34 protein-coding genes and 1 pseudogene are annotated in these 22,750 nt (G+C 59.4%); 33 read left to right on the top strand and 2 right to left on the bottom strand.

Features of this window, described 5'->3' with window-relative positions; all coding sequences use genetic code 11:
* The 31 genes and pseudogenes from tuf to bfr all read left to right on the top strand — a co-directional run.
* Positions 1–127 (top strand): annotated as a pseudogene (gene tuf / locus PVA39_RS17910) (elongation factor Tu); the annotation flags it as partial.
* 183 nt (positions 128–310) lie between these two features.
* Positions 311–622, top strand: a complete 312-nt coding sequence (rpsJ, locus tag PVA39_RS17905; RefSeq protein WP_013789756.1) for a 30S ribosomal protein S10 — start codon at positions 311–313, stop codon at positions 620–622.
* An 82-nt stretch (positions 623–704) separates the two neighbouring features.
* A complete protein-coding gene (gene rplC / locus PVA39_RS17900; protein ID WP_013789757.1) occupies positions 705–1,340 on the top strand; it encodes a 50S ribosomal protein L3 in 636 nt (211 codons plus the stop codon).
* Positions 1,341–1,352: 12 nt separating this feature from the next.
* Entirely contained in the window at positions 1,353–1,955 is a 603-nt protein-coding gene (rplD, locus tag PVA39_RS17895) for a 50S ribosomal protein L4 (RefSeq protein ID WP_013789758.1), read from the top strand.
* Positions 1,952–2,254, top strand: a complete 303-nt coding sequence (gene rplW, locus PVA39_RS17890; RefSeq protein WP_013789759.1) for a 50S ribosomal protein L23 — start codon at positions 1,952–1,954, stop codon at positions 2,252–2,254. Before rplD ends, rplW begins: the two co-directional genes overlap by 4 nt.
* 14 nt (positions 2,255–2,268) lie before the next feature.
* A complete protein-coding gene (gene rplB, locus PVA39_RS17885; RefSeq protein WP_013789760.1) occupies positions 2,269–3,093 on the top strand; it encodes a 50S ribosomal protein L2 in 825 nt (274 codons plus the stop codon).
* A 16-nt stretch (positions 3,094–3,109) separates the two neighbouring features.
* Positions 3,110–3,385, top strand: a complete 276-nt coding sequence (gene rpsS, locus PVA39_RS17880; RefSeq protein WP_013789761.1) for a 30S ribosomal protein S19 — start codon at positions 3,110–3,112, stop codon at positions 3,383–3,385.
* Between the two features lie 11 nt (positions 3,386–3,396).
* Positions 3,397–3,729, top strand: coding sequence for a 50S ribosomal protein L22 (gene rplV, locus PVA39_RS17875; protein WP_003103908.1), 333 nt, complete (start codon positions 3,397–3,399; stop codon positions 3,727–3,729).
* Positions 3,730–3,742: 13 nt separating this feature from the next.
* Positions 3,743–4,429, top strand: coding sequence for a 30S ribosomal protein S3 (gene rpsC / locus PVA39_RS17870; RefSeq protein WP_013789762.1), 687 nt, complete (start codon positions 3,743–3,745; stop codon positions 4,427–4,429).
* 12 nt (positions 4,430–4,441) lie between these two features.
* Complete coding sequence (gene rplP, locus PVA39_RS17865) at positions 4,442–4,855, top strand: 50S ribosomal protein L16 (RefSeq protein WP_003243901.1); 414 nt, start codon at positions 4,442–4,444, stop codon at positions 4,853–4,855.
* Entirely contained in the window at positions 4,855–5,046 is a 192-nt protein-coding gene (gene rpmC / locus PVA39_RS17860) for a 50S ribosomal protein L29 (protein WP_013789763.1), read from the top strand. Before rplP ends, rpmC begins: the two co-directional genes overlap by 1 nt.
* A 2-nt stretch (positions 5,047–5,048) precedes the next feature.
* The gene (gene rpsQ, locus PVA39_RS17855; protein WP_003243904.1) at positions 5,049–5,315 is read left to right on the top strand and encodes a 30S ribosomal protein S17; all 267 of its coding nucleotides are present in this window, start codon (positions 5,049–5,051) and stop codon (positions 5,313–5,315) included.
* A gap of 23 nt (positions 5,316–5,338) precedes the next feature.
* Positions 5,339–5,707 (top strand): 50S ribosomal protein L14, encoded by a 369-nt coding sequence (rplN, locus tag PVA39_RS17850; RefSeq protein WP_002555479.1) that lies wholly within the window; start codon positions 5,339–5,341, stop codon positions 5,705–5,707.
* Between the two features lie 11 nt (positions 5,708–5,718).
* On the top strand, positions 5,719–6,033 hold the full coding sequence (rplX, locus tag PVA39_RS17845) for a 50S ribosomal protein L24 (RefSeq protein WP_003463290.1): 315 nt from the start codon (positions 5,719–5,721) through the stop codon (positions 6,031–6,033).
* Between the two features lie 19 nt (positions 6,034–6,052).
* Positions 6,053–6,592: a 50S ribosomal protein L5 gene (rplE, locus tag PVA39_RS17840; protein WP_013789764.1), complete on the top strand. Its 540-nt coding sequence runs from the start codon at positions 6,053–6,055 to the stop codon at positions 6,590–6,592.
* 13 nt (positions 6,593–6,605) lie between these two features.
* Positions 6,606–6,911 carry a 30S ribosomal protein S14 gene (rpsN, locus tag PVA39_RS17835; protein WP_013789765.1) on the top strand — a complete coding sequence of 102 codons (306 nt, stop codon included), beginning with the start codon at positions 6,606–6,608 and terminating at the stop codon, positions 6,909–6,911.
* A gap of 185 nt (positions 6,912–7,096) precedes the next feature.
* Positions 7,097–7,489 (top strand): 30S ribosomal protein S8, encoded by a 393-nt coding sequence (gene rpsH / locus PVA39_RS17830; protein WP_013789766.1) that lies wholly within the window; start codon positions 7,097–7,099, stop codon positions 7,487–7,489.
* 12 nt (positions 7,490–7,501) lie between these two features.
* Complete coding sequence (rplF, locus tag PVA39_RS17825) at positions 7,502–8,035, top strand: 50S ribosomal protein L6 (protein ID WP_013789767.1); 534 nt, start codon at positions 7,502–7,504, stop codon at positions 8,033–8,035.
* 11 nt (positions 8,036–8,046) lie between these two features.
* Positions 8,047–8,397: a 50S ribosomal protein L18 gene (rplR, locus tag PVA39_RS17820; RefSeq protein WP_003293038.1), complete on the top strand. Its 351-nt coding sequence runs from the start codon at positions 8,047–8,049 to the stop codon at positions 8,395–8,397.
* 3 nt (positions 8,398–8,400) lie between these two features.
* Positions 8,401–8,901, top strand: a complete 501-nt coding sequence (gene rpsE, locus PVA39_RS17815) for a 30S ribosomal protein S5 (protein WP_013789768.1) — start codon at positions 8,401–8,403, stop codon at positions 8,899–8,901.
* A 2-nt stretch (positions 8,902–8,903) separates the two neighbouring features.
* Complete coding sequence (gene rpmD, locus PVA39_RS17810; RefSeq protein ID WP_013789769.1) at positions 8,904–9,083, top strand: 50S ribosomal protein L30; 180 nt, start codon at positions 8,904–8,906, stop codon at positions 9,081–9,083.
* Positions 9,084–9,086: 3 nt separating this feature from the next.
* Complete coding sequence (gene rplO / locus PVA39_RS17805) at positions 9,087–9,521, top strand: 50S ribosomal protein L15 (RefSeq protein WP_013789770.1); 435 nt, start codon at positions 9,087–9,089, stop codon at positions 9,519–9,521.
* Complete coding sequence (secY, locus tag PVA39_RS17800; protein WP_013789771.1) at positions 9,522–10,850, top strand: preprotein translocase subunit SecY; 1,329 nt, start codon at positions 9,522–9,524, stop codon at positions 10,848–10,850. It abuts the gene before it with no gap.
* 28 nt (positions 10,851–10,878) lie between these two features.
* Complete coding sequence (gene rpmJ, locus PVA39_RS17795; protein ID WP_002555468.1) at positions 10,879–10,995, top strand: 50S ribosomal protein L36; 117 nt, start codon at positions 10,879–10,881, stop codon at positions 10,993–10,995.
* A gap of 131 nt (positions 10,996–11,126) precedes the next feature.
* Positions 11,127–11,483, top strand: coding sequence for a 30S ribosomal protein S13 (rpsM, locus tag PVA39_RS17790; RefSeq protein ID WP_074890145.1), 357 nt, complete (start codon positions 11,127–11,129; stop codon positions 11,481–11,483).
* Between the two features lie 30 nt (positions 11,484–11,513).
* Positions 11,514–11,903, top strand: a complete 390-nt coding sequence (gene rpsK / locus PVA39_RS17785) for a 30S ribosomal protein S11 (protein WP_013789773.1) — start codon at positions 11,514–11,516, stop codon at positions 11,901–11,903.
* 17 nt (positions 11,904–11,920) lie between these two features.
* On the top strand, positions 11,921–12,541 hold the full coding sequence (gene rpsD, locus PVA39_RS17780; RefSeq protein ID WP_013789774.1) for a 30S ribosomal protein S4: 621 nt from the start codon (positions 11,921–11,923) through the stop codon (positions 12,539–12,541).
* A 22-nt stretch (positions 12,542–12,563) separates the two neighbouring features.
* On the top strand, positions 12,564–13,565 hold the full coding sequence (locus PVA39_RS17775; protein ID WP_013789775.1) for a DNA-directed RNA polymerase subunit alpha: 1,002 nt from the start codon (positions 12,564–12,566) through the stop codon (positions 13,563–13,565).
* 43 nt (positions 13,566–13,608) lie between these two features.
* Positions 13,609–13,995 (top strand): 50S ribosomal protein L17, encoded by a 387-nt coding sequence (gene rplQ, locus PVA39_RS17770; protein ID WP_013789776.1) that lies wholly within the window; start codon positions 13,609–13,611, stop codon positions 13,993–13,995.
* Between the two features lie 171 nt (positions 13,996–14,166).
* Positions 14,167–16,458, top strand: a complete 2,292-nt coding sequence (katG, locus tag PVA39_RS17765) for a catalase/peroxidase HPI (RefSeq protein ID WP_274125178.1) — start codon at positions 14,167–14,169, stop codon at positions 16,456–16,458.
* A gap of 142 nt (positions 16,459–16,600) precedes the next feature.
* On the top strand, positions 16,601–17,065 hold the full coding sequence (gene bfr / locus PVA39_RS17760; protein WP_093505554.1) for a bacterioferritin: 465 nt from the start codon (positions 16,601–16,603) through the stop codon (positions 17,063–17,065).
* Between the two features lie 57 nt (positions 17,066–17,122).
* On the opposite strand, the gene uvrA is transcribed toward bfr, so the two are convergent.
* Positions 17,123–19,957 (bottom strand): excinuclease ABC subunit UvrA, encoded by a 2,835-nt coding sequence (gene uvrA, locus PVA39_RS17755; protein WP_013789779.1) that lies wholly within the window; start codon positions 19,955–19,957, stop codon positions 17,123–17,125.
* Between the two features lie 132 nt (positions 19,958–20,089).
* Between uvrA and PVA39_RS17750 the strand changes: the two genes are divergently transcribed.
* Together PVA39_RS17750 and PVA39_RS17745 are read left to right on the top strand one after the other, a co-directional pair.
* Entirely contained in the window at positions 20,090–21,478 is a 1,389-nt protein-coding gene (locus tag PVA39_RS17750; RefSeq protein WP_093505552.1) for an MFS transporter, read from the top strand.
* A 15-nt stretch (positions 21,479–21,493) separates the two neighbouring features.
* A complete protein-coding gene (locus tag PVA39_RS17745) occupies positions 21,494–21,988 on the top strand; it encodes a single-stranded DNA-binding protein (RefSeq protein WP_274125177.1) in 495 nt (164 codons plus the stop codon).
* A 332-nt stretch (positions 21,989–22,320) separates the two neighbouring features.
* Here the strand turns inward: PVA39_RS17745 and PVA39_RS17740 are convergent, their stop codons facing one another.
* Complete coding sequence (locus PVA39_RS17740; RefSeq protein ID WP_274125176.1) at positions 22,321–22,668, bottom strand: VanZ family protein; 348 nt, start codon at positions 22,666–22,668, stop codon at positions 22,321–22,323.
* Positions 22,669–22,750 lie beyond the last annotated feature (82 nt).

Genomic DNA, 22,750 nt, shown 5'->3' with positions numbered 1-22,750 from the left:
GGGCGACAACATCAAAATGGTTGTCACCCTGATCAAGCCGATCGCCATGGAAGACGGCCTGCGCTTCGCCATTCGCGAAGGTGGTCGTACCGTTGGTGCTGGCGTGGTTGCCAAGATCGTCGAGTAATCGACTGATCTGATCCAAAAAAAGCCCCCGCCCAGCGGGGGCTTTTTTATGGGGGAAAGATATCTGCTGGTTATTTTCTAACCGGGTTGACACTCCCTGGGGGCGTCTATAGAATCACGCCTCCTTTTAACGGGCGTATTGCGTCCGTTAACTGGGAATCGCAGCTTGGAATCTGAGGTCAAAATGCAAAACCAACAAATCCGTATACGGTTGAAGGCTTTTGACCATCGCCTGATCGATCAATCAACCCAGGAAATCGTGGAAACCGCGAAACGTACTGGTGCTCAGGTGCGTGGTCCGATTCCTCTGCCAACTCGCAAAGAGCGGTTCACCGTTCTGACTTCGCCACACGTCAACAAAGACGCTCGCGATCAGTACGAAATCCGCACTCATAAGCGCGTACTGGACATCGTCCAGCCAACGGATAAAACCGTTGATGCACTTATGAAGCTCGATCTTGCGGCTGGCGTGGAAGTGCAGATCAGCCTCGGCTAAAACCTGGCGGTTTTAGTCGTGTAACGCTCTGAAATGGGCGGCCATAGCGGGTGAAAGCCCCGTACACTCATGAGGTTACAACATGACTATTGGTGTAGTCGGTCGTAAGTGCGGCATGACCCGCATTTTCACCGAAGAAGGTGTCTCCATTCCGGTTACGGTCATTGAGATCGAGCCGAATCGCGTCACCCAGTTCAAAACTGAGGAGTCCGATGGCTATCGTGCAGTGCAAGTCACTGTCGGCGAGCGTCGCGTTTCTCGTGTCAGCAAGGCGCAAGCCGGTCACTTCGCTAAGGCGAACGTCGCGGCAGGTCGTACCGTTCTGGAATTCCGTCTTGAAGAAGGCGACTACCAGGCTGGCGATCTGATCAACGCTGAAATTTTCCAAGCTGGTCAACTGGTCGACGTGACCGGTCAGTCCAAAGGTAAAGGCTTCGCCGGTACCATCAAGCGTTGGAACTTCCGCGGCCAAGACAATACCCACGGTAACTCCGTGTCCCACCGCGTTCCGGGTTCGATTGGCCAGTGCCAGACGCCGGGCCGTGTATTCAAGGGCAAGAAAATGTCCGGTCACATGGGTGCTGAGCGCGTGACTGTGCAGTCCCTGGAAGTAGTGCGCGTGGATGCTGAACGCAACCTGCTGCTGGTCAAGGGTGCCGTTCCTGGCGCTACTGGCGGCAACCTGGTTGTGCGTCCGGCTGCCAAGGCTCGCGGTTAAGGGGAAGCTGACATGCAATTAAATGTAAATGGCGCTCAAGCGATCGAAGTCTCCGATGCGACTTTCGGTGGCGACTACAACGAGACCCTGGTTCACCAAGCTGTCGTCGCCTATATGGCTGGCGGCCGTCAGGGCAGCAAGCAGCAGAAGACTCGTTCCGACGTTTCCGGTGGCGGTAAGCGCCCGTGGCGTCAGAAGGGTACTGGCCGTGCGCGTGCTGGTACTTCCCGTGGTCCGATCTGGCGTGGCGGTGGTGTGACCTTCGCAGCACGTCCGCAGAACCATGATCAGAAGCTGAACAAGAAGATGTATCGCGCTGCGATCCGTTCGATTCTTGCAGAGCTGGTCCGTAGCGACCGTCTGGTAGTGGTTGAAGACTTCGCTGTCGAAGCTCCGAAAACCAAAGAGCTGCTGGGCAAGCTGAATGGTCTGGGTCTGAGCGACGTTCTGATCGTCTCCGACGCCGTAGATCAAAATCTGTACCTGGCTGCTCGCAACCTGCCACACGTCGACGTTCGTGACGTGCAGGGTTCCGATCCGGTCAGTCTGATCGCGTATGAAAAGGTACTGGTTACCGTTTCTGCCGTGAAGAAATTCGAGGAGCTGCTGGGATGAACCAGGAACGCGTATTCAAAGTGCTGCTTGGCCCGCACATCTCCGAGAAGGCCACGACTCTGGCAGACAAGAAAAGCCAGTTCGTTTTCAAAGTTGCGACTGACGCAACCAAGCTGGAAATCAAGAAGGCCGTCGAAAGCCTGTTCAGCGTGAAGGTTCAGCATGTCACTACCCAGAACGTTCTGGGCAAGAGCAAGCGCACCGCTCGCGGTCTGGGCAAGCGTAACGACTGGAAGAAGGCGATCATCTCCCTTCAGCCAGGCCAGGATCTCGATTTCGCCACCAGCAGTGCTGAGTAAGGAAGGGGTGCATCATGGCAATCGTTAAATGCAAACCGACTTCCGCGGGCCGCCGTTTTGTGGTCAAGGTGGTCAATCAGGAGCTGCACAAAGGCGCTCCTCATGCTCCACTGCTCGAGAAGAAGTCGAAGTCTGGCGGTCGTAACAACAACGGCCGTATCACCACCCGTCATATCGGTGGTGGTCACAAGCAGCATTACCGTCTGGTCGATTTTCGCCGCAACGACAAAGATGGCATTCCTGCCACTGTCGAGCGCGTTGAATATGACCCGAACCGTACCGCGCACATCGCTCTGCTGAAATACGCCGACGGTGAGCGTCGTTACATCATCGCACCGAAAGGTGTGAGCGCCGGCGATCAGCTGGTTGCAGGTTCGATGGCGCCGATCAAGGCCGGCAACAGCCTGCCGCTGCGTAACATTCCGGTGGGTTCGACCGTTCACGGTATCGAGCTGAAGCCGGGCAAAGGTGCTCAAATCGCTCGTTCCGCTGGTGCTTCGGCTCAGCTGATCGCTCGTGAAGGCGTCTACGTCACCCTGCGTCTGCGCAGCGGTGAAATGCGTAAAGTGCTGGCCGAATGCCGCGCGACCCTGGGCGAAGTCTCGAACTCCGAGCATAGCCTGCGTTCGCTGGGTAAAGCTGGTGCCAAGCGCTGGCGTGGCGTTCGCCCGACCGTTCGTGGTGTTGCCATGAACCCGGTCGACCACCCACACGGTGGTGGTGAAGGTCGTACCTCTGGTGGTCGTCATCCGGTGTCTCCATGGGGCTTCCCGACTAAGGGCGCGAAGACTCGTGGTAACAAACGCACCGACAACATGATCGTCCGTCGTCGCAAGTAACTAGAGGGATACGACAGTGCCACGTTCTCTGAAAAAAGGTCCTTTTATCGATCTTCACCTACTGAAGAAGGTCGAAGTGGCAGCAGAAAAGAACGATCGCAAGCCGGTTAAAACCTGGTCGCGTCGTTCGATGATTCTGCCGCAGATGGTCGGTCTGACCATCGCCGTGCATAACGGTCGTCAACACGTCCCCGTTCTGGTGAACGAAGACATGGTCGGCCACAAACTGGGCGAGTTCGCCGGTACCCGCACTTATCGTGGGCACGTGGCTGACAAGAAAGCCAAGCGTTAAGGGGTAAGGAAATGGAAGTAGCCGCTAAGTTGTCGGGCGCTCGCATCTCCGCCCAGAAAGCCCGCTTGGTCGCCGACCAGATCCGCGGGAAGAAGGTGGGCGAAGCGCTCAACCTGCTGGCTTTCAGCAGTAAGAAAGCCGCGGAAATCATGAAGAAAGTGCTGGAGTCGGCCGTGGCCAACGCCGAGCACAACGAAGGCGCCGACGTTGATGACCTGAAGGTCAGCACCGTTTTCGTCAACGAAGGGCGTTCGCTGAAGCGCATCATGCCGCGTGCCAAAGGCCGCGCTGATCGCATCGTCAAGCGGTCTTGCCATATCACTGTCAAGGTTGCGGACAAGTAACGGAGTCGATCAGATGGGTCAGAAAGTACATCCCACTGGCATTCGCCTGGGAATCGTCAAGGATCACACCTCCGTCTGGTACGCAGACGGCCGGACTTATGCGGACTACCTGTTCGCTGATCTGAAGGTGCGTGAGTATCTCCTCGACAAACTAAAAAGCGCGTCCGTAAGCCGTGTCGACATCGCTCGTCCGGCCCAAACCGCACGCATCACCATCCACACCGCTCGTCCCGGCATCGTGATCGGCAAGAAAGGTGAAGATGTTGAGAAGCTGCGTCAGGACCTGACCAAGCAAATGGGTGTGCCAGTGCACATCAATATCGAAGAGATCCGCAAGCCGGAGCTCGACGGTATGCTGGTTGCGCAGAGCGTAGCTCAGCAGCTGGAGCGTCGCGTTATGTTCCGTCGCGCCATGAAGCGCGCTGTACAGAACGCCATGCGTATTGGTGCCAAGGGCATCAAGATCCAGGTGAGTGGTCGTCTCGGCGGTGCGGAAATCGCACGTACCGAGTGGTACCGCGAAGGTCGTGTGCCGTTGCACACCCTGCGCGCTGACATTGACTATGCCACCTACGAAGCGCACACCACTTACGGTGTGATCGGTGTGAAGGTTTGGATCTTCAAGGGTGAGGTCATCGGTGGCCGCCATGAAGAGCTGAAGCCGCAAGCACCTGCGCCTCGTAAAGCTGCTAAGAAATAAGGAGTACGCATCATGTTGCAACCAAAGCGTACGAAGTTCCGCAAGCAGATGACCGGCCACAACCGTGGTCTGGCTCAGCGCGGTAGCAAGGTCAGCTTCGGCGAGTTCGCGCTGAAGTCCGTTGCCCGCGGTCGTCTCACCGCCCGTCAGATCGAGTCCGCTCGTCGTGCTCTGACTCGTCACGTTAAGCGTGGCGGGAAGATCTGGATTCGCGTTTTCCCGGACAAGCCGGTTACCAAGAAGCCTCTCGAGGTGCGTATGGGTAAAGGTAAGGGTGGCGTTGAATATTGGGTAGCCCAGATCCAGCCAGGCAAGGTCCTGTACGAGATCGAAGGCGTTTCCGAAGAGCTGGCGCGTGAGGCTTTCGCCCTGGCTGCTGCAAAGCTGCCGCTCGCCACCACCTTTGTTAAACGGACGGTGATGTGATGAAAGCGAAAGAACTTCGTGAAAAAAACGCAGAGCAGCTGAACGAGCAACTGCTCGGCCTGCTGCGCGACCAGTTCAATCTGCGCATGCAGAAAGCAACTGGCCAGTTGGGGCAGTCTCACCTGCTCTCGCAAGTTAAGCGCGACATCGCTCGTGTGAAAACTGTGCTCAACCAGCAGGCAGGTAAGTGATCATGGCCGAAGTTGAAAAAACAGTCCGTACGCTGACCGGCCGCGTCGTCAGCGACAAGATGGACAAGACCATCACCGTTCTGATCGAGCGTCGCGTAAAGCACCCGATCTACGGTAAATACGTCAAGCGTTCGACCAAGCTGCACGCTCACGACGAATCCAACCAGTGCAAGATCGGCGACAAGGTTTCCATCCGTGAAACCCGTCCGCAGTCCAAGACCAAGTCCTGGGCTCTGGTTGAAGTCGTCGAACGCGCCGTCGAAGTCTAAGAGCTAAGGGTCGGAGAAATTTTATGATTCAGACTCAATCCATGCTCGATGTGGCTGACAACAGCGGTGCACGTCGTGTCATGTGCATCAAGGTGTTGGGCGGTTCGCATCGTCGCTACGCCGGCATCGGCGACATCATCAAGGTCACCGTCAAGGAAGCAATTCCGCGCGGTAAAGTGAAGAAAGGTCAGGTCATGACCGCAGTGGTCGTTCGTACCCGTCACGGCGTTCGCCGTGCCGACGGTTCGATCATCCGCTTCGACGGCAACGCTGCTGTTCTGCTGAACAACAAGCAAGAGCCGATCGGTACCCGCATCTTCGGGCCAGTGACCCGTGAACTGCGTACCGAGAAGTTCATGAAGATCGTCTCGCTCGCCCCTGAAGTGCTTTAAGGAGATCCGACATGCAAAAGATTCGTCGTGACGACGAGATCATCGTGATCGCCGGCAAAGACAAAGGTAAGCGCGGTAAGGTGCTCAAGGTTCTCGCTGACGACCGTCTGGTCGTCGGTGGCATCAACCTGGTGAAGCGTCATACCAAGCCGAACCCGATGTCGGGCGTTCAAGGCGGTATCGTCGAGAAAGAAGCGCCACTGCACGCTTCCAACGTTGCCATCTTCAACAGCGAAACCAACAAGGCTGACCGCGTTGGTTTCAAAGTCGAAGACGGCAAGAAAATTCGTGTCTTCAAGTCCACCCAGAAGCCGGTTGGCGCTTGAGAATCCGTAGGTAAATACCATGGCACGACTGAAAGAGATTTACCGGAAGGAAATCGCGCCCAAGCTGAAGGAAGAACTGAAGCTGGCGAACGTGATGGAAGTTCCGCGCATCACCAAGATCACCCTGAACATGGGCCTGGGCGAAGCGATCGGTGACAAGAAGGTCATCGAGAACGCCGTTGCCGACCTCGAGAAGATCACCGGTCAGAAAGTCGTTGTGACTCATGCCCGCAAGTCGATCGCAGGTTTCAAGGTTCGTGAAGGTTGGCCGATTGGCGTCAAGGTCACTCTGCGTCGCGAGCGTATGTACGAGTTCCTGGATCGTCTGCTGTCCATCTCCCTGCCGCGCGTGCGTGACTTCCGCGGCCTGAATGCCAAGTCCTTCGACGGCCGCGGCAACTACAGTATGGGCGTGAAAGAGCAGATCATCTTCCCGGAAATCGATTACGACAAGATCGATGCGCTGCGTGGTCTGGACATCACCCTGACCACCACTGCCCGTACGGATGATGAAGGTCGCGCTCTGCTGCGTGCTTTCAAATTCCCGTTCCGCAACTGATTGGAGTAGGAACATGGCCAAGACGAGCATGAAAAACCGCGAGCTGAAGCGTCAGCGCACGGTTGCCAAGTACGCTAAAAAGCGTGCCGAGCTGAAAGCCATCATCGTGGATCAGAACGCAACTCCAGAAGCGCGTTGGGAAGCCAGCGTCGCCCTGCAGAAGCAACCTCGTGATGCCAGCGCTTCGCGTCTGCGTAACCGCTGCCGCATCACCGGCCGTCCGCACGGTGTATTCCGCAAGTTCGGTCTGTCGCGTATCAAGCTGCGTGAAGCAGCCATGCGTGGCGACGTACCAGGTCTGGTCAAAGCCAGCTGGTAAGCCGACGCGGCAAACGCCGGAGCTAGCTCCGGCGTTCAAGCAATATGAATCAAGCCCCTTTTGGGGCTTGATTCATTTTTGATCAGTCTCTAGAATGCCCGGCTCTCCTGAGCCCGGATTTCCGTGAGCTCTGGTGATTCTTTAGCCGAGAGGCTAATTCTTTTTGTATCAGGAGCGTCTAGCCCATGAGTATGCAGGACCCGTTAGCGGACATGCTAACTCGTATCCGTAATGCCCAGATGGCTGAAAAGTCCGTCGTAAGCATGCCTTCTTCTACCCTGAAGGTGGCTGTAGCCAAAGTTCTCAAAGACGAAGGTTATATTGCGGGTTATCAGATCAGCGGCGAAGCAAAGCCGCAGCTGTCCATCGAGCTGAAGTACTTCGAAGGCCGTCCGGTTATCGAAGAAGTCAAGCGCGTCAGCCGTCCCGGCCTTCGCCAGTACAAATCCGTCGATGATCTGCCGAAAGTTCGCGGCGGTCTCGGTGTTTCCATCGTCTCCACCAACAAAGGTGTGATGACGGACCGCGCTGCGCGCGCTGCCGGTGTCGGCGGCGAAGTGCTTTGCACTGTGTTCTAAGGGGGGATAAGCATGTCTCGCGTTGCTAAGAACCCCGTCAAGCTGCCTGCTGGTGTAGAGATCAAACTCGCCGGTCAGCAGCTTTCGGTGAAGGGTGCCAAGGGCACTCTGGAACTGAACGTTCACTCGTCCGTTGAAGTGCTGCAGGAATCCGGTGAGCTGCGTTTCGCTGCTCGCAATGGCGACCAGCAGACTCGTGCGATGGCCGGTACTACCCGCGCTCTGGTTAACAACATGGTCATCGGCGTAAGCCAAGGCTTCGAGCGCAAGCTCCAGCTGATCGGTGTTGGTTACAAGGCGCAGGCCAAGGGTCAGGTGCTGAACCTGGCGTTGGGCTTCTCTCACCCTATCGACTACCAACTGCCGGAAGGCGTTGTGGCCGAAACCCCGAACCAGACCGAGATCCTGATCAAGGGTGTCGACAAGCAGCTGGTTGGTCAGGTTGCCGCGGAGATTCGTGACTTCCGCCGTCCTGAACCTTACAAGGGCAAAGGTGTTCGTTACGCTGACGAAGTCGTCCGCCGTAAAGAAGCCAAGAAGAAGTAAGGGGCTAGGAAATGACCGACAAAAAAGTTACTCGTCTGCGTCGCGCTCGCAAAGCACGCCTGAAAATGCACGAGCTCGAAGCCGTGCGTCTGTGCGTGTATCGCTCTTCGCAGCACATCTACGCCCAGGTCATCTCGGCCGACGGCAGCAAGGTTCTGGCCAGCGCCTCTACCTTGGACAAAGCACTGCGTGACGGCGCCACCGGCAACGTCGACGCGGCCAAGAAAGTTGGTGAGCTGGTTGCCGAGCGCGCGAAAGCCGCTGGTGTGACCCAGGTTGCATTCGACCGTTCTGGCTTCAAGTACCACGGCCGCGTCAAGGCGCTGGCTGATGCTGCTCGTGAAGGCGGGCTGGAGTTCTAAGTTATGGCAAATAACGACCAAAAGCGCGACGAAGGCTATATCGAGAAGCTGGTTCAGGTGAACCGCGTTGCCAAGACCGTAAAAGGCGGCCGTATCTTCACCTTCACCGCGCTGACCGTGGTAGGTGATGGCAAGGGCCGTGTAGGTTTCGGCCGTGGCAAATCCCGTGAAGTGCCGGCTGCCATCCAGAAGGCGATGGAAGCTGCTCGTCGCAACATGATCCAAGTTGATCTGAATGGCACCACTCTGCAGTACGCCATGAAGTCCGCCCACGGCGCTTCGAAGGTTTACATGCAGCCTGCTTCCGAAGGTACCGGCATCATCGCTGGTGGCGCCATGCGTGCCGTCCTGGAAGTTGCTGGTGTTCAGAACGTTCTGGCCAAGTGCTACGGCTCTACCAACCCTGTGAACGTGGTGCATGCCACTTTCAAAGGTCTGAAGGCTATGCAGTCTCCGGATTCGGTTGCAGCCAAGCGTGGCAAGAGTGTCGAGGAGATTCTCTAACCATGGCTAACACCGTCAAAGTGACTCTGATCAAGAGCACCAATGGCCGTCTGGCCAATCACAAAGCCTGCGTCAAAGGCCTCGGCCTGCGTCGCATCAATCATACCGTTGAAGTTCTGGATACTCCGGAAAACCGCGGCATGATCAACAAGGCTTATTACCTTCTCCGTGTGGAGGGTTGATCCATGTACCTGAACGATTTGAGTCCAGCGCCGGGTTCCCGTCGCGAGAAGCACCGTCCGGGCCGTGGTATCGGTAGTGGTTTGGGCAAGACCGGTGGCCGTGGTCACAAAGGTCAGACCTCCCGCTCCGGTGGCACCATTGCTCCGGGTTTCGAAGGCGGCCAGCAGCCTCTGCACCGTCGTCTTCCCAAGTTCGGTTTCGTGTCTCTGAAAGCTATGGATCGCGCAGAAGTGCGTACTTCCGAGCTGAACAAGATCGAAGGCGACGTAGTTACTCTGCAGGCGCTGAAGGATGCCAACCTGATTAATCAAAACGTACAGCGTGTGAAAGTCATGCTGTCCGGTGAGATTACTCGCGCGGTCACCCTCAAAGGTATCGCTGCCACCAAGGGTGCGCGTGCGGCTATCGAAGCAGCTGGCGGTAAGTTCGAGGAATAAATGGCTAAGCAAGGTGCTCTCTCTGCTCTGGCTGGTGGCGGGTTGTCCGAACTCTGGGCTCGTCTGCGCTTTCTGTTCATGGCGATCATCGTCTATCGAATCGGCGCGCATATCCCAGTTCCCGGTATAAACCCTGACCGTCTGGCCGATCTGTTTCGACAGAATGAGGGGACCATTCTTAGCTTGTTCAACATGTTTTCCGGCGGCGCGCTGGAGCGGATGAGCATCTTTGCACTGGGGATCATGCCGTACATCTCGGCATCGATCATCATGCAGCTGATGACCGCCGTGAGCCCGCAGCTGGAGCAGTTGAAGAAGGAAGGTGAGGCTGGTCGTCGCAAGATCAGCCAGTACACCCGCTACGGCACCTTGGTTCTGGCGTTCGTCCAGGCTATCGGCATGTCCGTTGGCCTGGCGAGCCAGGGCGTAGCGTTCTCGGTTGATTTCGGCTTCCACTTCGTTGCAGTCACCACCTTTGTGGCGGGTGCGATGTTCATGATGTGGCTGGGCGAGCAGATCACCGAGCGCGGTGTTGGCAACGGTATTTCGATGCTGATTTTTGCGGGCATCGTAGCCGGTCTGCCGTCGGCGATCGGGCAGTCTTTCGAGTCTGCACGGCAGGGCGATATCAACATTTTCGCTCTCATCGCCATCGGTTTGCTGGCAGTAGCGATCATCGGTTTTGTGGTGTTCATTGAGCGTGGCCAGCGTCGTATCGCGGTGCACTACGCCAAGCGTCAGCAGGGCCGCAAGGTCTTCGCTGCGCAGACCAGCCACCTGCCGTTGAAGGTGAACATGGCGGGCGTAATCCCGGCCATCTTCGCCAGCAGCCTTCTGTTATTCCCGGCCTCGCTGGGTGCCTGGTTTGGTCAGTCCGAAGGTATGGGCTGGCTGCAGGATATTTCACAGGCTATCGCTCCTGGTCAGCCGTTGAACATTTTGCTGTTTAGTGCAGGGATCATTTTCTTCTGCTTCTTCTATACAGCGCTGATGTTCAACCCGAAAGACGTAGCGGAAAACCTGAAGAAGTCCGGTGCCTTTATTCCGGGTATCCGTCCCGGTGAGCAGTCCGCACGCTATATCGATGGCGTTCTGACTCGCTTGACCATGTTCGGTGCTCTGTACATGACGGCCGTATGCTTGTTGCCCCAGTTCCTGGTGGTGGCGGCCAACGTACCGTTCTACCTTGGCGGGACCTCGTTGCTGATCGTGGTAGTGGTTGTGATGGACTTTATGTCGCAAGTACAATCGCACCTCGTTTCGCACCAGTACGAATCCCTGATGAAGAAAGCCAACCTGAAGGGCTACGGCAGCGGCATGCTCCGCTGAAGTGTCCATAAGGTTCGAGGAGTTGGTGATGAAAGTTCGTGCATCGGTGAAAAAGCTGTGCCGCAACTGCAAGATTATTCGCCGTGAAGGTGTAGTGCGAGTGATCTGCAGCGCGGAGCCGCGTCACAAACAGCGCCAAGGCTGAATGTGATCGACGCTATAAGCCCGGCAGCTAGTGCGCTGCCGGGTTGATTATTTGTTTTTACAGCGATAATATCTCGCGCCCCATTTCTTGGCTTCCGGGGCGTAGGTAGCTGTCAATTGGAGTTCCACTGAATGGCCCGTATTGCAGGCGTTAACATTCCGGATAACAAGCACGCTGTTATCTCGCTGACCTACATCTTTGGTGTTGGTCGCACTACTGCACAGAAAATCTGTGCCGCTACCGGTGTAAACCCGGCAGCAAAGATCAAGGATCTCTCTGACGAGCAGATCGAGCAGCTGCGTGGTGAAGTCGCCAAGGTGAATACCGAGGGTGATCTGCGCCGTGAAGTGAACATGAAAATCAAACGCTTGATGGATCTGGGTTGCTACCGCGGCCTGCGTCATCGTAAAGGTCTGCCGGTTCGCGGTCAGCGCACCAAGACCAACGCACGCACCCGTAAGGGCCCGCGTAAGCCGATCCGCAAGTAATCGCGTTCGCGAATCGACAGGAATTTAGTCATGGCAAAACCTGCTGCTCGTACTCGTAAGAAAGTCAAAAAGACGGTGGTTGATGGCATCGCCCACATCCACGCTTCTTTCAACAACACCATCGTGACCATCACCGACCGTCAAGGTAACGCCCTGTCCTGGGCTACTTCCGGTGGTTCGGGTTTCCGCGGTTCCCGCAAGTCCACCCCGTTCGCTGCCCAGGTGGCTGCTGAGCGTGCTGGTCAAGCTGCGCTGGAATACGGCCTGAAGAACCTCGACGTCAACGTCAAGGGCCCAGGTCCGGGTCGTGAGTCCGCTGTCCGTGCTCTTAACGGCTGCGGTTACAAGATCGCCAGCATCACCGATGTGACGCCTATCCCGCATAACGGGTGCCGTCCTTCGAAGAAGCGTCGCGTGTAATCAGGAGACAGTGAGAAATGGCTCGTTACATTGGTCCCAAATGCAAACTGTCTCGTCGTGAAGGCACTGATCTGTTCCTGAAGAGTGGCGTCCGCGCTCTGGAATCGAAGTGCAACATCGAAGCAGCCCCAGGTATTCACGGCCAGCGCCGTGGCCGTCAGTCCGACTACGGCACCCAGCTGCGTGAGAAGCAAAAAGTTCGTCGTATCTACGGTGTACTGGAGCGTCAGTTCAGCGGTTACTACAAGCAGGCAGCCAGCCAGAAAGGCGCTACCGGCGAGAACCTGCTGCAACTGCTCGAGTGCCGTCTGGATAACGTCGTTTACCGTATGGGTTTCGGCGCTACTCGTGCCGAGTCCCGTCAGCTGGTTTCGCACAAAGCGATCAGCGTAAACGGCAAGACTGTCAACGTACCGTCCTACCAGGTCAAAGCTGGTGACGTGGTTGCAGTTCGCGAGAAGTCGAAGAATCAGCTGCGCATCGTTCAGGCTCTTGAGCTGTGTGCTCAGCGTGGCCGTGTTGAGTGGGTAGATGTAGACACCGAGAAGAAGTCCGGCGTGTTCAAAAGCGTTCCGGTTCGTGGTGATCTCTCCGCTGACATCAACGAGAGCCTGATTGTCGAGCTCTACTCCAAGTAAGGGCTAGAAAATAGGTGCATCCATGCAGATTTCGGTAAATGAGTTCCTGACCCCCCGCCATATCGATGTGCAGGTGGTCAGTCAGACCCGCGCCAAGATCACTCTCGAGCCTCTCGAGCGTGGTTTCGGCCATACCCTGGGCAACGCGCTGCGTCGCATCCTGTTGTCCTCCATGCCTGGCTGTGCAGTAGTCGAGGCCGAGATTGACGGTGTACTCCATGAGTACAGCGCCATTGAAGGTGTTCAGGAAGACGTCATTGAAATCCTGCTCAACCTCAAAGGTCTGGCCATCAAACTGCACGGTCGAGACGAAGTTACACTGACTCTGGCGAAGAAGGGCTCTGGCGTCGTAACCGCTGCCGACATTCAGCTGGATCATGATGTTGAAATCGTCAACGGCGACCACGTAATCGCCAATCTGGCCGCTAATGGCGCGCTGAACATGAAGCTCGTTGTAGCTCGTGGTCGCGGCTATGAGCCGGCCGACTCGCGCCAGAGCGATGAAGACGAGAGCCGCAGCATTGGTCGCTTGCAGCTCGATTCTTCCTTCAGCCCGGTGCGTCGCGTGTCTTACGTGGTGGAAAACGCTCGCGTCGAGCAGCGCACCAACCTGGACAAGCTGGTTATCGATCTCGAAACCAACGGTACCCTGGATCCTGAAGAGGCCATCCGTCGTGCCGCTACCATCCTGCAACAGCAACTGGCTGCATTCGTCGACCTGAAGGGCGACAGCGAGCCGGTTGTGATCGAGCAGGAAGACGAGATCGACCCGATCCTGCTGCGTCCGGTTGATGACCTTGAACTGACCGTCCGTTCGGCCAACTGCCTGAAGGCAGAGAACATCTACTACATCGGTGACCTGATCCAGCGCACCGAAGTAGAGCTGCTCAAAACGCCGAACCTGGGCAAGAAGTCCCTGACTGAAATCAAGGACGTTCTGGCTTCCCGTGGTCTGTCCCTCGGTATGCGCCTCGACAACTGGCCGCCGGCAAGTCTGAAGAAAGACGACAAGGCGACTGCCTGATCGTCATCATCACCGAACGTGTAGTTTGGTAAGGAATTGAACCATGCGTCATCGTAAAAGTGGCCGTCACCTCAGCCGCACCAGCGCTCACCGCAAGGCCATGTTTCAGAACATGGCGGTATCGCTGTTCGAGCATGAGCTGATCAAAACTACTCTGCCGAAAGCCAAGGAACTGCGTCGCGTTGCCGAGCCGCTGATCACCCTGGCTAAGGAAGACAGCGTTGCTAACCGTCGTCTGGCTTTCGACCGTACTCGTTCGAAAGCTATCGTTGGCAAACTGTTCAACGATCTGGGCAAGCGCTACGCCACCCGTCAGGGCGGTTACCTGCGTATCCTCAAGTGCGGTTTCCGCGCTGGTGACAATGCCCCGATGGCTTATGTCGAGCTGGTCGACCGTCCGGTCGGCGGCAAGGTAGAAGCTGCCGAGTAAGGCATCGTTGCAAGAAGAACCGGGCTCAGGCCCGGTTTTTTTATGCCTGTCGTTTAGCCAAAATCTATCGCACTGTAAGTTGTTATTCATTTGTCGCTTCGCTTGTGCTCGTCAATACTCAACGCCAATCCCGCTCAGTCGGGAACGATCAGGCCAGGTAAGGAGAGAGACATGAGTGACAAGACCGAAGGCAAATGCCCATTCTCGGGTAAAGCCTCTCCAGAAACCCCGAAACATGCCGCTGGCGGCGGTACAGGCAACCGTGATTGGTGGCCCAATCAGCTGCGCGTCGATTTGCTGCACCAGCATTCCTCCAAGTCCAACCCGTTGGGTGAGGGCTTCAATTACGCCGAAGCCTTCAACTCGCTGGACTACGAAGCCCTGAAGAAAGACCTGCGCGCGCTGATGACCGACTCGCAGGACTGGTGGCCCGCCGACTTCGGCCATTACGGCCCGCAGTTCATCCGCATGGCCTGGCACGCCGCTGGTACCTACCGCACGGGCGACGGTCGTGGCGGCGCTGGCCGTGGCCAGCAGCGTTTCGCACCGCTCAACAGTTGGCCGGACAACGTTAACATCGACAAGTCGCGCCGCCTGCTGTGGCCGATCAAGCAGAAGTACGGCCAGAAGATTTCCTGGGCCGACCTGCTGGTGCTGACCGGTAACGTCGCCCTGGAGACCATGGGCTTCCGTACCTTCGGGTTCGCCGGTGGCCGTGAGGACACCTGGGAACCGGATCAGGATGTTTACTGGGGCACCGAGAAGACCTGGCTGGGTGGCGATGAGCGCTATGGCAAAGGCGCTGCCGGCCGTGAAGACGACCAGGGCGTGCTGGTCGCCGATGCTGAGCTGCATGGCCAGGAACAGGATCGCACCGACAGCCAGGGTCGTAACCTGGAGAACCCGCTCGCGGCCGTGCAGATGGGCCTCATATACGTGAACCCGGAAGGCCCTGAAGGCAACCCTGATCCGCTGGCTGCCGCCCACGACATTCGCGAAACCTTCGCGCGCATGGCGATGAACGATGAAGAAACCGTGGCGCTGATCGCGGGTGGTCACACCTTCGGCAAGACCCACGGCGCCGGCCCGGCTGACCACGTAGGCGCTGAGCCGGAAGCGGCTGGCCTGGAAGAGCAGGGCCTGGGCTGGGCCAGCTCGTTCGGCAGCGGCAAGGCCGGCGACACCATCACCAGCGGGCTGGAGGTGACCTGGACTACCACGCCTGCGCAGTGGAGCAACAACTTCTTCGAGAACCTGTTCAAGTTCGAGTGGGAGCTGACCAAGAGCCCCGCCGGCGCCCACCAGTGGATTGCCAAGAACGCCGACGCGATCATCCCCGATGCACACGACCCGTCGAAGAAGCATGTGCCTACCATGCTGACCACCGACCTGTCGCTGCGCTTCGATCCGGCTTACGAGAAGATCTCCCGTCGCTTCCTGGAAAACCCTCAGGCTTTCGCCGAAGCATTCGCCCGCGCCTGGTTCAAATTGACCCACCGTGACCTGGGCCCACGTTCGCGCTACCTCGGCCCGGAAGTGCCGAAAGAAGAGCTGCTGTGGCAGGACCCGCTGCCGGCGGTACATTACCCGCTGATCGACGACGCGGACGTGGCCACCCTCAAGTCCCAAGTGCTGGCTTCCGGGCTGTCGGTATCCGAGCTGGTGGGCACCGCCTGGGCCTCGGCCTCGACCTTCCGCGGCTCCGACAAGCGCGGTGGTGCCAATGGTGCGCGTATTCGCCTGGCCCCGCAGAAGGATTGGGCCGCCAATCAGCCCGAGCAACTGGCCAAGGTGCTGGCGAAGCTGGAAGGCATTCGCGTCGAGTTCAACCGCGCAGCCACCGGTGGCAAGCAGGTGAGCCTGGCCGACCTGATCGTGCTGGCCGGTAACGCCGGTATTGAGCAGGCTGCCAGCAAGGCTGGGCGTACCGTGAAGGTGCCGTTCTCAGCAGGGCGTAGCGACGCCTCCCAGGCGCAGACCGATGTGGAGTCCTTCGCCGTGCTTGAGCCGATCGCCGACGGCTTCCGCAACTACCTCAAGGGTCGTTACAGCGTGCCGGCCGAGACGTTGCTGATCGACAAGGCGCAGCTGCTGACCCTGACCGCGCCAGAGCTGACGGTGCTGGTCGGTGGCCTGCGGGCGATCAATATCAACGTCGGCGGCGCGAGTCATGGTGTGCTCACCGACAAGGCGGGCGCGCTGACCAACGACTTCTTCGTCAACCTGCTCGACATGGGCACGGCGTGGAAGGCGGTGGCTGGTGACTCCAACCTGTTTGAGGGGCGTGACCGCAAGACCGGCAAGGTCAAGTGGACCGGGACCCGTGTCGACTTGGTGTTCGGTTCCAACGCGATCCTGCGTGCCCAGGCCGAAGTCTACGCCAGCGCCGATGCGCGTTTTATCGACGACTTCGTAGCGGCCTGGACCAAGGTTATGAACCTCGACCGTTTCGATCTCGCCTGATCCATGATCGGGCGCTTGCGCCCGGTCGGCGAGCTGCTCCAACACAACGCCTCCGTTATGGGGGCGTTGTGCTTTTTGCTTGACCCGGCCGGGTGATGGGTCGAGCATTCACCCATTCATTCGCAGCACCAAGGATTTCCCCATGAAGGGCCATATCGAAGTCATCGACTACCTCAAATTCCTGCTCAAAGGGGAGCTGGCCGCGCGCGATCAGTACTTCATCCACTCGCGTCAGTACGAAGACTGGGGCTTCAACAAGCTCTACGAGCGCATCAACCACGAGATGGAGGAGGAGACCGAGCACGCCGACGCGCTGCTCAAGCGCATTCTTTTCCTCGAAGGTGTGCCGGACATGGTGCCGGATGCCTTCACCTTTGGGCAGACCGTGCCGGAGGCGCTGAAGCTGGACCTGGCGCTGGAGTACCAGGTACGCGCTGCGCTGAGCAAGGGCATCGAGCTGTGCGAGCGCCATCAGGATTACCAGACCCGCGACATCCTGCTGCTGCAGCTCAAGGACACCGAGGAAGATCACGCTTATTGGCTGGAAATCCAGCTGCAGCTGATCGACAAGCTGGGTCTGGAGAAGTATCTGCAAAGCCAGATGTAACTCACCACCCAAGAGAAAGCCCCGCGAATGCGGGGCTTTCTCGTTTCAGCGCGGCGCTCAGGCGCGATCACGTTCCAGCAGCGGCTTGAGGAAGTGCCCCGTGTGGGACTGCGGCATCTCGGCCACTTCCTCGGGCGTGCCGCAGGCGATGATCTGACCGCCCTTGGAGCCACCTTCCGGGCCGAGGTCCACCAGCCAGTCGGCGGTCTTGATCACGTCCAGGTTGTGTTCGATCACCACCACCGTGTTGCCGTGGTCGCGTAGGCGGTGCAGCACGTCGAGCAGTTGCTGGATATCCGCGAAGTGCAGACCGGTAGTCGGCTCGTCGAGGATGTACAGGGTCTTGCCGGTGTCACGCTTGGAGAGCTCGCGGGACAACTTGACCCGCTGCGCTTCGCCCCCGGACAGGGTGGTCGCCGACTGGCCGAGCTTGATGTACGAAAGGCCAACGTCCATCAGCGTCTGCAGCTTGCGCGCCAATGCCGGCACGGCATCGAAGAACGCGCGGGCGTCCTCGATGGTCATTTCCAGCACCTCGTGGATGCTCTTGCCCTTGTACTTGATCTCCAGAGTTTCACGGTTGTAGCGCTTGCTCTTGCACACGTCGCAAGGCACGTAGATGTCCGGCAAAAAATGCATTTCCACCTTGATCAGGCCATCGCCCTGGCAGGCTTCGCAGCGCCCGCCCTTGACGTTGAACGAGAAGCGCCCCGGACCGTAGCCCCGCGAGCGGGCTTCCGGCACGCCGGCGAACAGCTCGCGGATCGGCGTGAACAGCCCGGTGTAGGTCGCCGGGTTGGAGCGTGGCGTGCGGCCAATCGGGCTCTGGTCGATATCCACCACCTTGTCCAGGTGCTGCAGGCCGTCGATGCTGTCGTGGGCGGCGGCTTCCAAGGTGGTGGCGCCGTTCAATGCCGTGGCACTGAGCGGAAACAGGGTGTTATTGATCAGTGTGGACTTGCCCGAGCCAGACACGCCGGTCACGCAGGTCAGCAGGCCGATGGGGATTTCCAGGTTGACGTTCTGCAGGTTGTTGCCACGAGCACCCTTGATCTTCAACGACAGCTTCTTGTTACGCGGTGTGCGCTTGGCCGGCACGACGATCTTGGTGCGGCCGGACAGGTACTTGCCGGTCAGCGAGTCCGGATGGGCCATGACTTCCTCGGCCGTGCCCTCAGCGACGATCTGCCCGCCGTGTACGCCAGCACCCGGGCCGATGTCGACCACGTAGTCAGCCATGCGGATGGCGTCCTCGTCGTGCTCGACCACGATCACCGTGTTGCCGATGTCGCGCAGGTGGCGCAGGGTGCCGAGCAGGCGTTCGTTGTCGCGCTGGTGCAGGCCGATGGACGGCTCGTCGAGGATGTACATGACGCCCACCAGGCCGGCGCCGATCTGGCTGGCCAGGCGGATGCGCTGGGCCTCGCCGCCGGACAGCGTGTCGGCGCTGCGGTCCAGAGTCAGGTAGTCGAGGCCGACGTTGACCAGGAACTGCAGGCGTTCGCAGATTTCCTTGAGGATCTTGCTGGCGATCTCGCCACGGCGGCCGTCCAGGGTCAGGCCACCGAAGTAGTCGCTGGCTGCGCCAATCGGCAGGCCGGTGACCGCTGGCAGTGTCTTCTCGCCTACCCACACATGGCGGGCCTCGCGACGCAGGCGGGTGCCGCGGCAGTCAGGGCAGGGCTGGGTGCTGAGAAACTTGGCCAGTTCCTCACGCACGCTGGTCGACTCGGTCTCGCGGTAGCGGCGCTCGAGGTTGGGCACGATGCCTTCGAAGGGGTGCGAGCGCTTGACGATGTCGCCGCGGTCGTTGAGGTACTTGAAGTCGACGTTCTGCGAACCGCTGCCGCCAAGGATCACCTTCTGGTGCTCGGCGTCGAGTTCGGCGAACGGCTTGTCCAGGCTAAAGCCGTAGTGCGACGACAACGAGCCGAGCATCTGGAAGTAGTAGACGTTGCGTCGGTCCCAGCCGCGGATGGCGCCTTCGGCCAGGGTCAGCTCGCCGTTGACCAGGCGCTTGGCGTCGAAATACTGCTTCACGCCCAGGCCGTCGCAGGTCGGACAGGCGCCGGCCGGGTTGTTGAAGGAGAACAGCTTGGGCTCCAGCTCGCTGATCGAATGGCCGCACACCGGGCAGGCGAAGCGCGCGGAGAAAATGATTTCTTCGCCTTCTTCACCCTCCATGGGCGCGATCAGCGCCAGGCCGTCGGCCAGCTTGAGCGCGGTCTCGAAGGATTCGGCCAGGCGCTGTTGCAGGTCGCCGCGGGCCTTGAAACGGTCGACCACGGCGTCGATGCTGTGCTTCTTCTGCTTGTCGAGCTTGGGCAACTCGTCCAGCTCATACAACTTGCCGTCGACCCGCACACGCACGAAACCCTGGGCGCGCAGCTCGTCGAACACCGCCAGGTGCTCGCCCTTGCGCTCGCGAATCACCGGAGCCAGCAGCATCAACTTGCTGCCCTCTGGCATGGCCAGCACCTGGTCGACCATCTGGCTGACCGTCTGGGCTTCCAGCGGCAGGTCATGGTCGGGGCAGCGCGGCGTACCGGCGCGGGCGTAGAGCAGGCGCAGGTAGTCGTAGATCTCGGTAATGGTGCCGACCGTCGAGCGCGGGTTGTGCGAGGTGGACTTCTGCTCGATGGAAATCGCCGGCGACAGGCCTTCGATGGTGTCGACATCGGGCTTTTCCATCATCGACAGGAACTGTCGGGCGTAGGCCGACAGCGACTCCACGTAGCGGCGCTGGCCTTCGGCGTACAGCGTGTCGAAGGCCAGAGACGACTTGCCCGAACCGGACAGGCCGGTGATCACGATCAGCTTGTCGCGGGGCAGGGTCAGGTCGATATTTTTCAGATTGTGGGTGCGGGCACCCCGGATCAGGATCTTGTCCAAAACAGCCTCGCGTGGCGGGCGGATAAACCGCCGAGTATAAGGGGGGCAGCAGGCGTGCGGCAAAGCGCCGCTGCTGTGCCAGTAGGGTTTCGACTGGTAGAATCGCCGGCTTGTTTCAACAGGTTACTGACGATGGGCGATTCGCACAGCGAACGCATGAGTGGCGCGGAAACTCGTGCAGCCGGTGGGCTGGCGTTGGTGTTCGCATTCCGCATGCTGGGCATGTTCATGGTGTTGCCGGTATTGGCTACCTATGGGCAGGAGCTCGCCGGTTCAACCCCGGCGCTGATCGGTCTGGCGATCGGCGCCTACGGCCTGACCCAGGCCTTTCTACAGATTCCCTTCGGCGTGATCTCCGACCGCATCGGCCGACGGCCGGTGATCTACTTCGGCCTGGTGATCTTCGCCGCCGGTAGTCTCTTGGCAGCCAATGCCGATTCCATCTGGGGCGTGATCGCCGGCCGGGTGCTGCAGGGCGCCGGGGCGATCTCCGCGGCGGTGATGGCGCTGCTGTCCGACCTGACCCGCGAACAACACCGCACCAAGGCTATGGCGCTGATCGGCATGAGCATCGGCCTGTCGTTCGCTATCGCCATGGTGGTTGGCCCGCTGCTGACCCGCGCCTTCGGCCTGTCCGGCCTGTTCCTGGCCACCGGTGCCATGGCGCTGCTGGGGATTGTCATTGTCGCGGGGCTGGTGCCGTCCAGTGCCGGGCCGCTGCAGCACCGTGAGTCGGGGGTGGCCAAGCAGGCCTTGTGGCCGACCCTCAAGAACCCGGATCTGCTGCGCCTGGACTTCGCCATCTTCGCCCTGCACGCGACCCTCATGGCCAGCTTCATCGCCTTGCCGCTGGCGCTGGTGGAGCAGGGCGGTCTGCCCAAGGAGCAGCATTGGTGGGTGTACCTCACCGCGCTGCTCGGCGGTTTCTTCCTGATGGTGCCGTTCATCATCTATGGCGAGAAGAAGCGCCGCATGCGCCGTGTGCTGATCGGCTCGGTCGTCGTGCTACTCGCCTGCGAGCTGTTCTTCTGGCTGTTCGGCCATGGCCTGCGCAACCTGATGCTGGGCATCGTGGTGTTCTTCACCGCGTTCAACCTGCTCGAAGCCTCGCTGCCTTCGCTGATCAGCAAGGTGGCGCCGGCCGGTGGCAAGGGCACGGCGATGGGCGTTTACTCGACCAGTCAGTTCCTTGGCTCGGCCCTGGGCGGCATTCTCGGCGGCTGGCTGTATCAGCACTTCGCCCTGGCCGGCGTGTTCGGCGGCTGTGCGTTGTTAACGGTTCTCTGGCTGGCCATAGCTGTTACTATGCGCGAACCGCCGTATGTGACCAGCCTGCGGTTGCCGCTCTCCAGTGCGGCGTTGCAGGAAGCAGGTCTGGCCGAGCGAATTCAGGCGGCGCCGGGAGTGGCGGATGCCGTTGTGGTGGTCGAAGAGGCCGCCCTCTATGTGAAAGTGGATACCCAACAATTGGATCGCACGTCGCTGCAGCGCTTGATCGAAGCGGCGCCGGGGACGTGCTGAAAGTAGGAGAGCGTTATGGCCCGTGGGGTTAACAAAGTCATTCTGGTCGGTACCTGCGGACAGGATCCGGAAACGCGCTATCTGCCCAGCGGCAATGCCGTGACCAACCTGAGCCTGGCCACCAGCGAGCAGTGGACGGACAAGCAGACCGGTCAGCGCGTCGAGAAGACCGAATGGCACCGTGTGTCGCTGTTCGGCAAGGTTGCCGAGATCGCCGGCGAGTACCTGCGCAAGGGCTCCCAGGTGTACATCGAGGGCAAGCTGCAGACCCGCGAGTGGGAAAAGGACGGCATCAAGCGCTACACCACAGAAATCATCGTCGACATGCAGGGCACCATGCAGCTGCTCGGCGGCCGTCCTGACGGCGCCGCTGGTGGTGAGCAGCGTCAGTCGCGTCCGGCACCGCAGCGCGAGCCGCAGCAGCAGGCGCCACGTCAGTCCGCCCCGCAGCAACAGAAGCCGCAGCCGGCCCAGGACTACGACAGCTTCGACGACGACATTCCGTTCTGATCGAGCGCTGACTGCAAAAGGCCCCGCACTGCGGGGCCTTTTCGTTTGTGCTTAGGGTCTGTTGCCGTTTCACGCACGGCCGCGCCGGCGCCCGTTTTGTTGCGAGGCAAGGCGCGAGCCGCGAAGTTTAGCGAGCTAAATGAGCCGGCGAGAAACGCAGCATCGCGACAAAACGGGCCCGGCCCTTCGGGTTGCGCGAGAAATCTCGCCATGCGTTGTTGGAGGACTTGAAAAGGGAATGCCATTCCCTGCGTCCTCCGCCTAGCGGATCGCCGCCCGGCCTGGCGAGATTTCTCGCGGCAACGCGGCTCGCGTTGAAACGGCAACAGACCCTAGGCCGTGCTGAACAGCCGCTTGCGCAACAGGTCCTGGCAGACCCAGAACAGCAGGGCGAGCGCGATGCCGCAGAAGTTGGCCAGTACGTCCATGGGGCTGAATTCCCGGGTCGGCTGCAGCAGGTGCTGCAGCCATTCCGAGAGCGGCGCCTGAATGAACAGTAGCGGCCAGAGCAACCAACCGGGCGTACCGGGGAAGGCGAAGCGGGTGACCAGCGACAGACCGCCAAAGGCGATCAGGTGCAGGAACTTGTCCGACTCATTGAACAGGTCCGGCGGCGGCTCGGGGCGAAACAGGCCATAGGCGAGTAGCGCGCAGCAGGCCAGGAACAGCAATTTTCTCACGTGGTTTTCCTTGGTTTCTATCGGCTCTACATCAGGTCATTACTGCCCTGTAGGTTGCCAAGAGTGTGCTCTGACAAGGGCC

The organism is Pseudomonas sp. CNPSo 3701 (genome assembly GCF_028674975.1).
Lineage (GTDB): Bacteria > Pseudomonadota > Gammaproteobacteria > Pseudomonadales > Pseudomonadaceae > Aquipseudomonas > Aquipseudomonas straminea.
The sequence above is the reverse complement of the archived record's forward strand: the minus strand, read 5'-3'. Positions and strand labels throughout refer to the sequence as shown.

What these genes read in the sequence shown, in the direction of transcription:
- rpmD (WP_013789769.1), top strand. Translation starts at nt 8,904, where the DNA reads ATGGCTAACACCGTCAAAGTGACTCTGATCAAGAGCACCAATGGCCGT.
- rplV (WP_003103908.1), top strand. Translation starts at nt 3,397, where the DNA reads ATGGAAGTAGCCGCTAAGTTGTCGGGCGCTCGCATCTCCGCCCAGAAA.
- rpsQ (WP_003243904.1), top strand. Translation starts at nt 5,049, where the DNA reads ATGGCCGAAGTTGAAAAAACAGTCCGTACGCTGACCGGCCGCGTCGTC.
- rpsM (WP_074890145.1), top strand. Translation starts at nt 11,127, where the DNA reads ATGGCCCGTATTGCAGGCGTTAACATTCCGGATAACAAGCACGCTGTT.
- rplW (WP_013789759.1), top strand. Translation starts at nt 1,952, where the DNA reads ATGAACCAGGAACGCGTATTCAAAGTGCTGCTTGGCCCGCACATCTCC.
- rplC (WP_013789757.1), top strand. Translation starts at nt 705, where the DNA reads ATGACTATTGGTGTAGTCGGTCGTAAGTGCGGCATGACCCGCATTTTC.
- rpsN (WP_013789765.1), top strand. Translation starts at nt 6,606, where the DNA reads ATGGCCAAGACGAGCATGAAAAACCGCGAGCTGAAGCGTCAGCGCACG.
- rplB (WP_013789760.1), top strand. Translation starts at nt 2,269, where the DNA reads ATGGCAATCGTTAAATGCAAACCGACTTCCGCGGGCCGCCGTTTTGTG.
- katG (WP_274125178.1), top strand. Translation starts at nt 14,167, where the DNA reads ATGAGTGACAAGACCGAAGGCAAATGCCCATTCTCGGGTAAAGCCTCT.
- PVA39_RS17750 (WP_093505552.1), top strand. Translation starts at nt 20,090, where the DNA reads ATGGGCGATTCGCACAGCGAACGCATGAGTGGCGCGGAAACTCGTGCA.
- rpsD (WP_013789774.1), top strand. Translation starts at nt 11,921, where the DNA reads ATGGCTCGTTACATTGGTCCCAAATGCAAACTGTCTCGTCGTGAAGGC.
- rpsC (WP_013789762.1), top strand. Translation starts at nt 3,743, where the DNA reads ATGGGTCAGAAAGTACATCCCACTGGCATTCGCCTGGGAATCGTCAAG.
- PVA39_RS17775 (WP_013789775.1), top strand. Translation starts at nt 12,564, where the DNA reads ATGCAGATTTCGGTAAATGAGTTCCTGACCCCCCGCCATATCGATGTG.
- rplQ (WP_013789776.1), top strand. Translation starts at nt 13,609, where the DNA reads ATGCGTCATCGTAAAAGTGGCCGTCACCTCAGCCGCACCAGCGCTCAC.
- rplE (WP_013789764.1), top strand. Translation starts at nt 6,053, where the DNA reads ATGGCACGACTGAAAGAGATTTACCGGAAGGAAATCGCGCCCAAGCTG.
- rplP (WP_003243901.1), top strand. Translation starts at nt 4,442, where the DNA reads ATGTTGCAACCAAAGCGTACGAAGTTCCGCAAGCAGATGACCGGCCAC.
- rplX (WP_003463290.1), top strand. Translation starts at nt 5,719, where the DNA reads ATGCAAAAGATTCGTCGTGACGACGAGATCATCGTGATCGCCGGCAAA.
- rplR (WP_003293038.1), top strand. Translation starts at nt 8,047, where the DNA reads ATGACCGACAAAAAAGTTACTCGTCTGCGTCGCGCTCGCAAAGCACGC.
- rpsH (WP_013789766.1), top strand. Translation starts at nt 7,097, where the DNA reads ATGAGTATGCAGGACCCGTTAGCGGACATGCTAACTCGTATCCGTAAT.
- rpsK (WP_013789773.1), top strand. Translation starts at nt 11,514, where the DNA reads ATGGCAAAACCTGCTGCTCGTACTCGTAAGAAAGTCAAAAAGACGGTG.
- rplN (WP_002555479.1), top strand. Translation starts at nt 5,339, where the DNA reads ATGATTCAGACTCAATCCATGCTCGATGTGGCTGACAACAGCGGTGCA.
- rplO (WP_013789770.1), top strand. Translation starts at nt 9,087, where the DNA reads ATGTACCTGAACGATTTGAGTCCAGCGCCGGGTTCCCGTCGCGAGAAG.
- rplF (WP_013789767.1), top strand. Translation starts at nt 7,502, where the DNA reads ATGTCTCGCGTTGCTAAGAACCCCGTCAAGCTGCCTGCTGGTGTAGAG.
- bfr (WP_093505554.1), top strand. Translation starts at nt 16,601, where the DNA reads ATGAAGGGCCATATCGAAGTCATCGACTACCTCAAATTCCTGCTCAAA.
- rpsE (WP_013789768.1), top strand. Translation starts at nt 8,401, where the DNA reads ATGGCAAATAACGACCAAAAGCGCGACGAAGGCTATATCGAGAAGCTG.
- rpmJ (WP_002555468.1), top strand. Translation starts at nt 10,879, where the DNA reads ATGAAAGTTCGTGCATCGGTGAAAAAGCTGTGCCGCAACTGCAAGATT.
- rpmC (WP_013789763.1), top strand. Translation starts at nt 4,855, where the DNA reads ATGAAAGCGAAAGAACTTCGTGAAAAAAACGCAGAGCAGCTGAACGAG.
- rpsJ (WP_013789756.1), top strand. Translation starts at nt 311, where the DNA reads ATGCAAAACCAACAAATCCGTATACGGTTGAAGGCTTTTGACCATCGC.
- secY (WP_013789771.1), top strand. Translation starts at nt 9,522, where the DNA reads ATGGCTAAGCAAGGTGCTCTCTCTGCTCTGGCTGGTGGCGGGTTGTCC.
- PVA39_RS17745 (WP_274125177.1), top strand. Translation starts at nt 21,494, where the DNA reads ATGGCCCGTGGGGTTAACAAAGTCATTCTGGTCGGTACCTGCGGACAG.
- rplD (WP_013789758.1), top strand. Translation starts at nt 1,353, where the DNA reads ATGCAATTAAATGTAAATGGCGCTCAAGCGATCGAAGTCTCCGATGCG.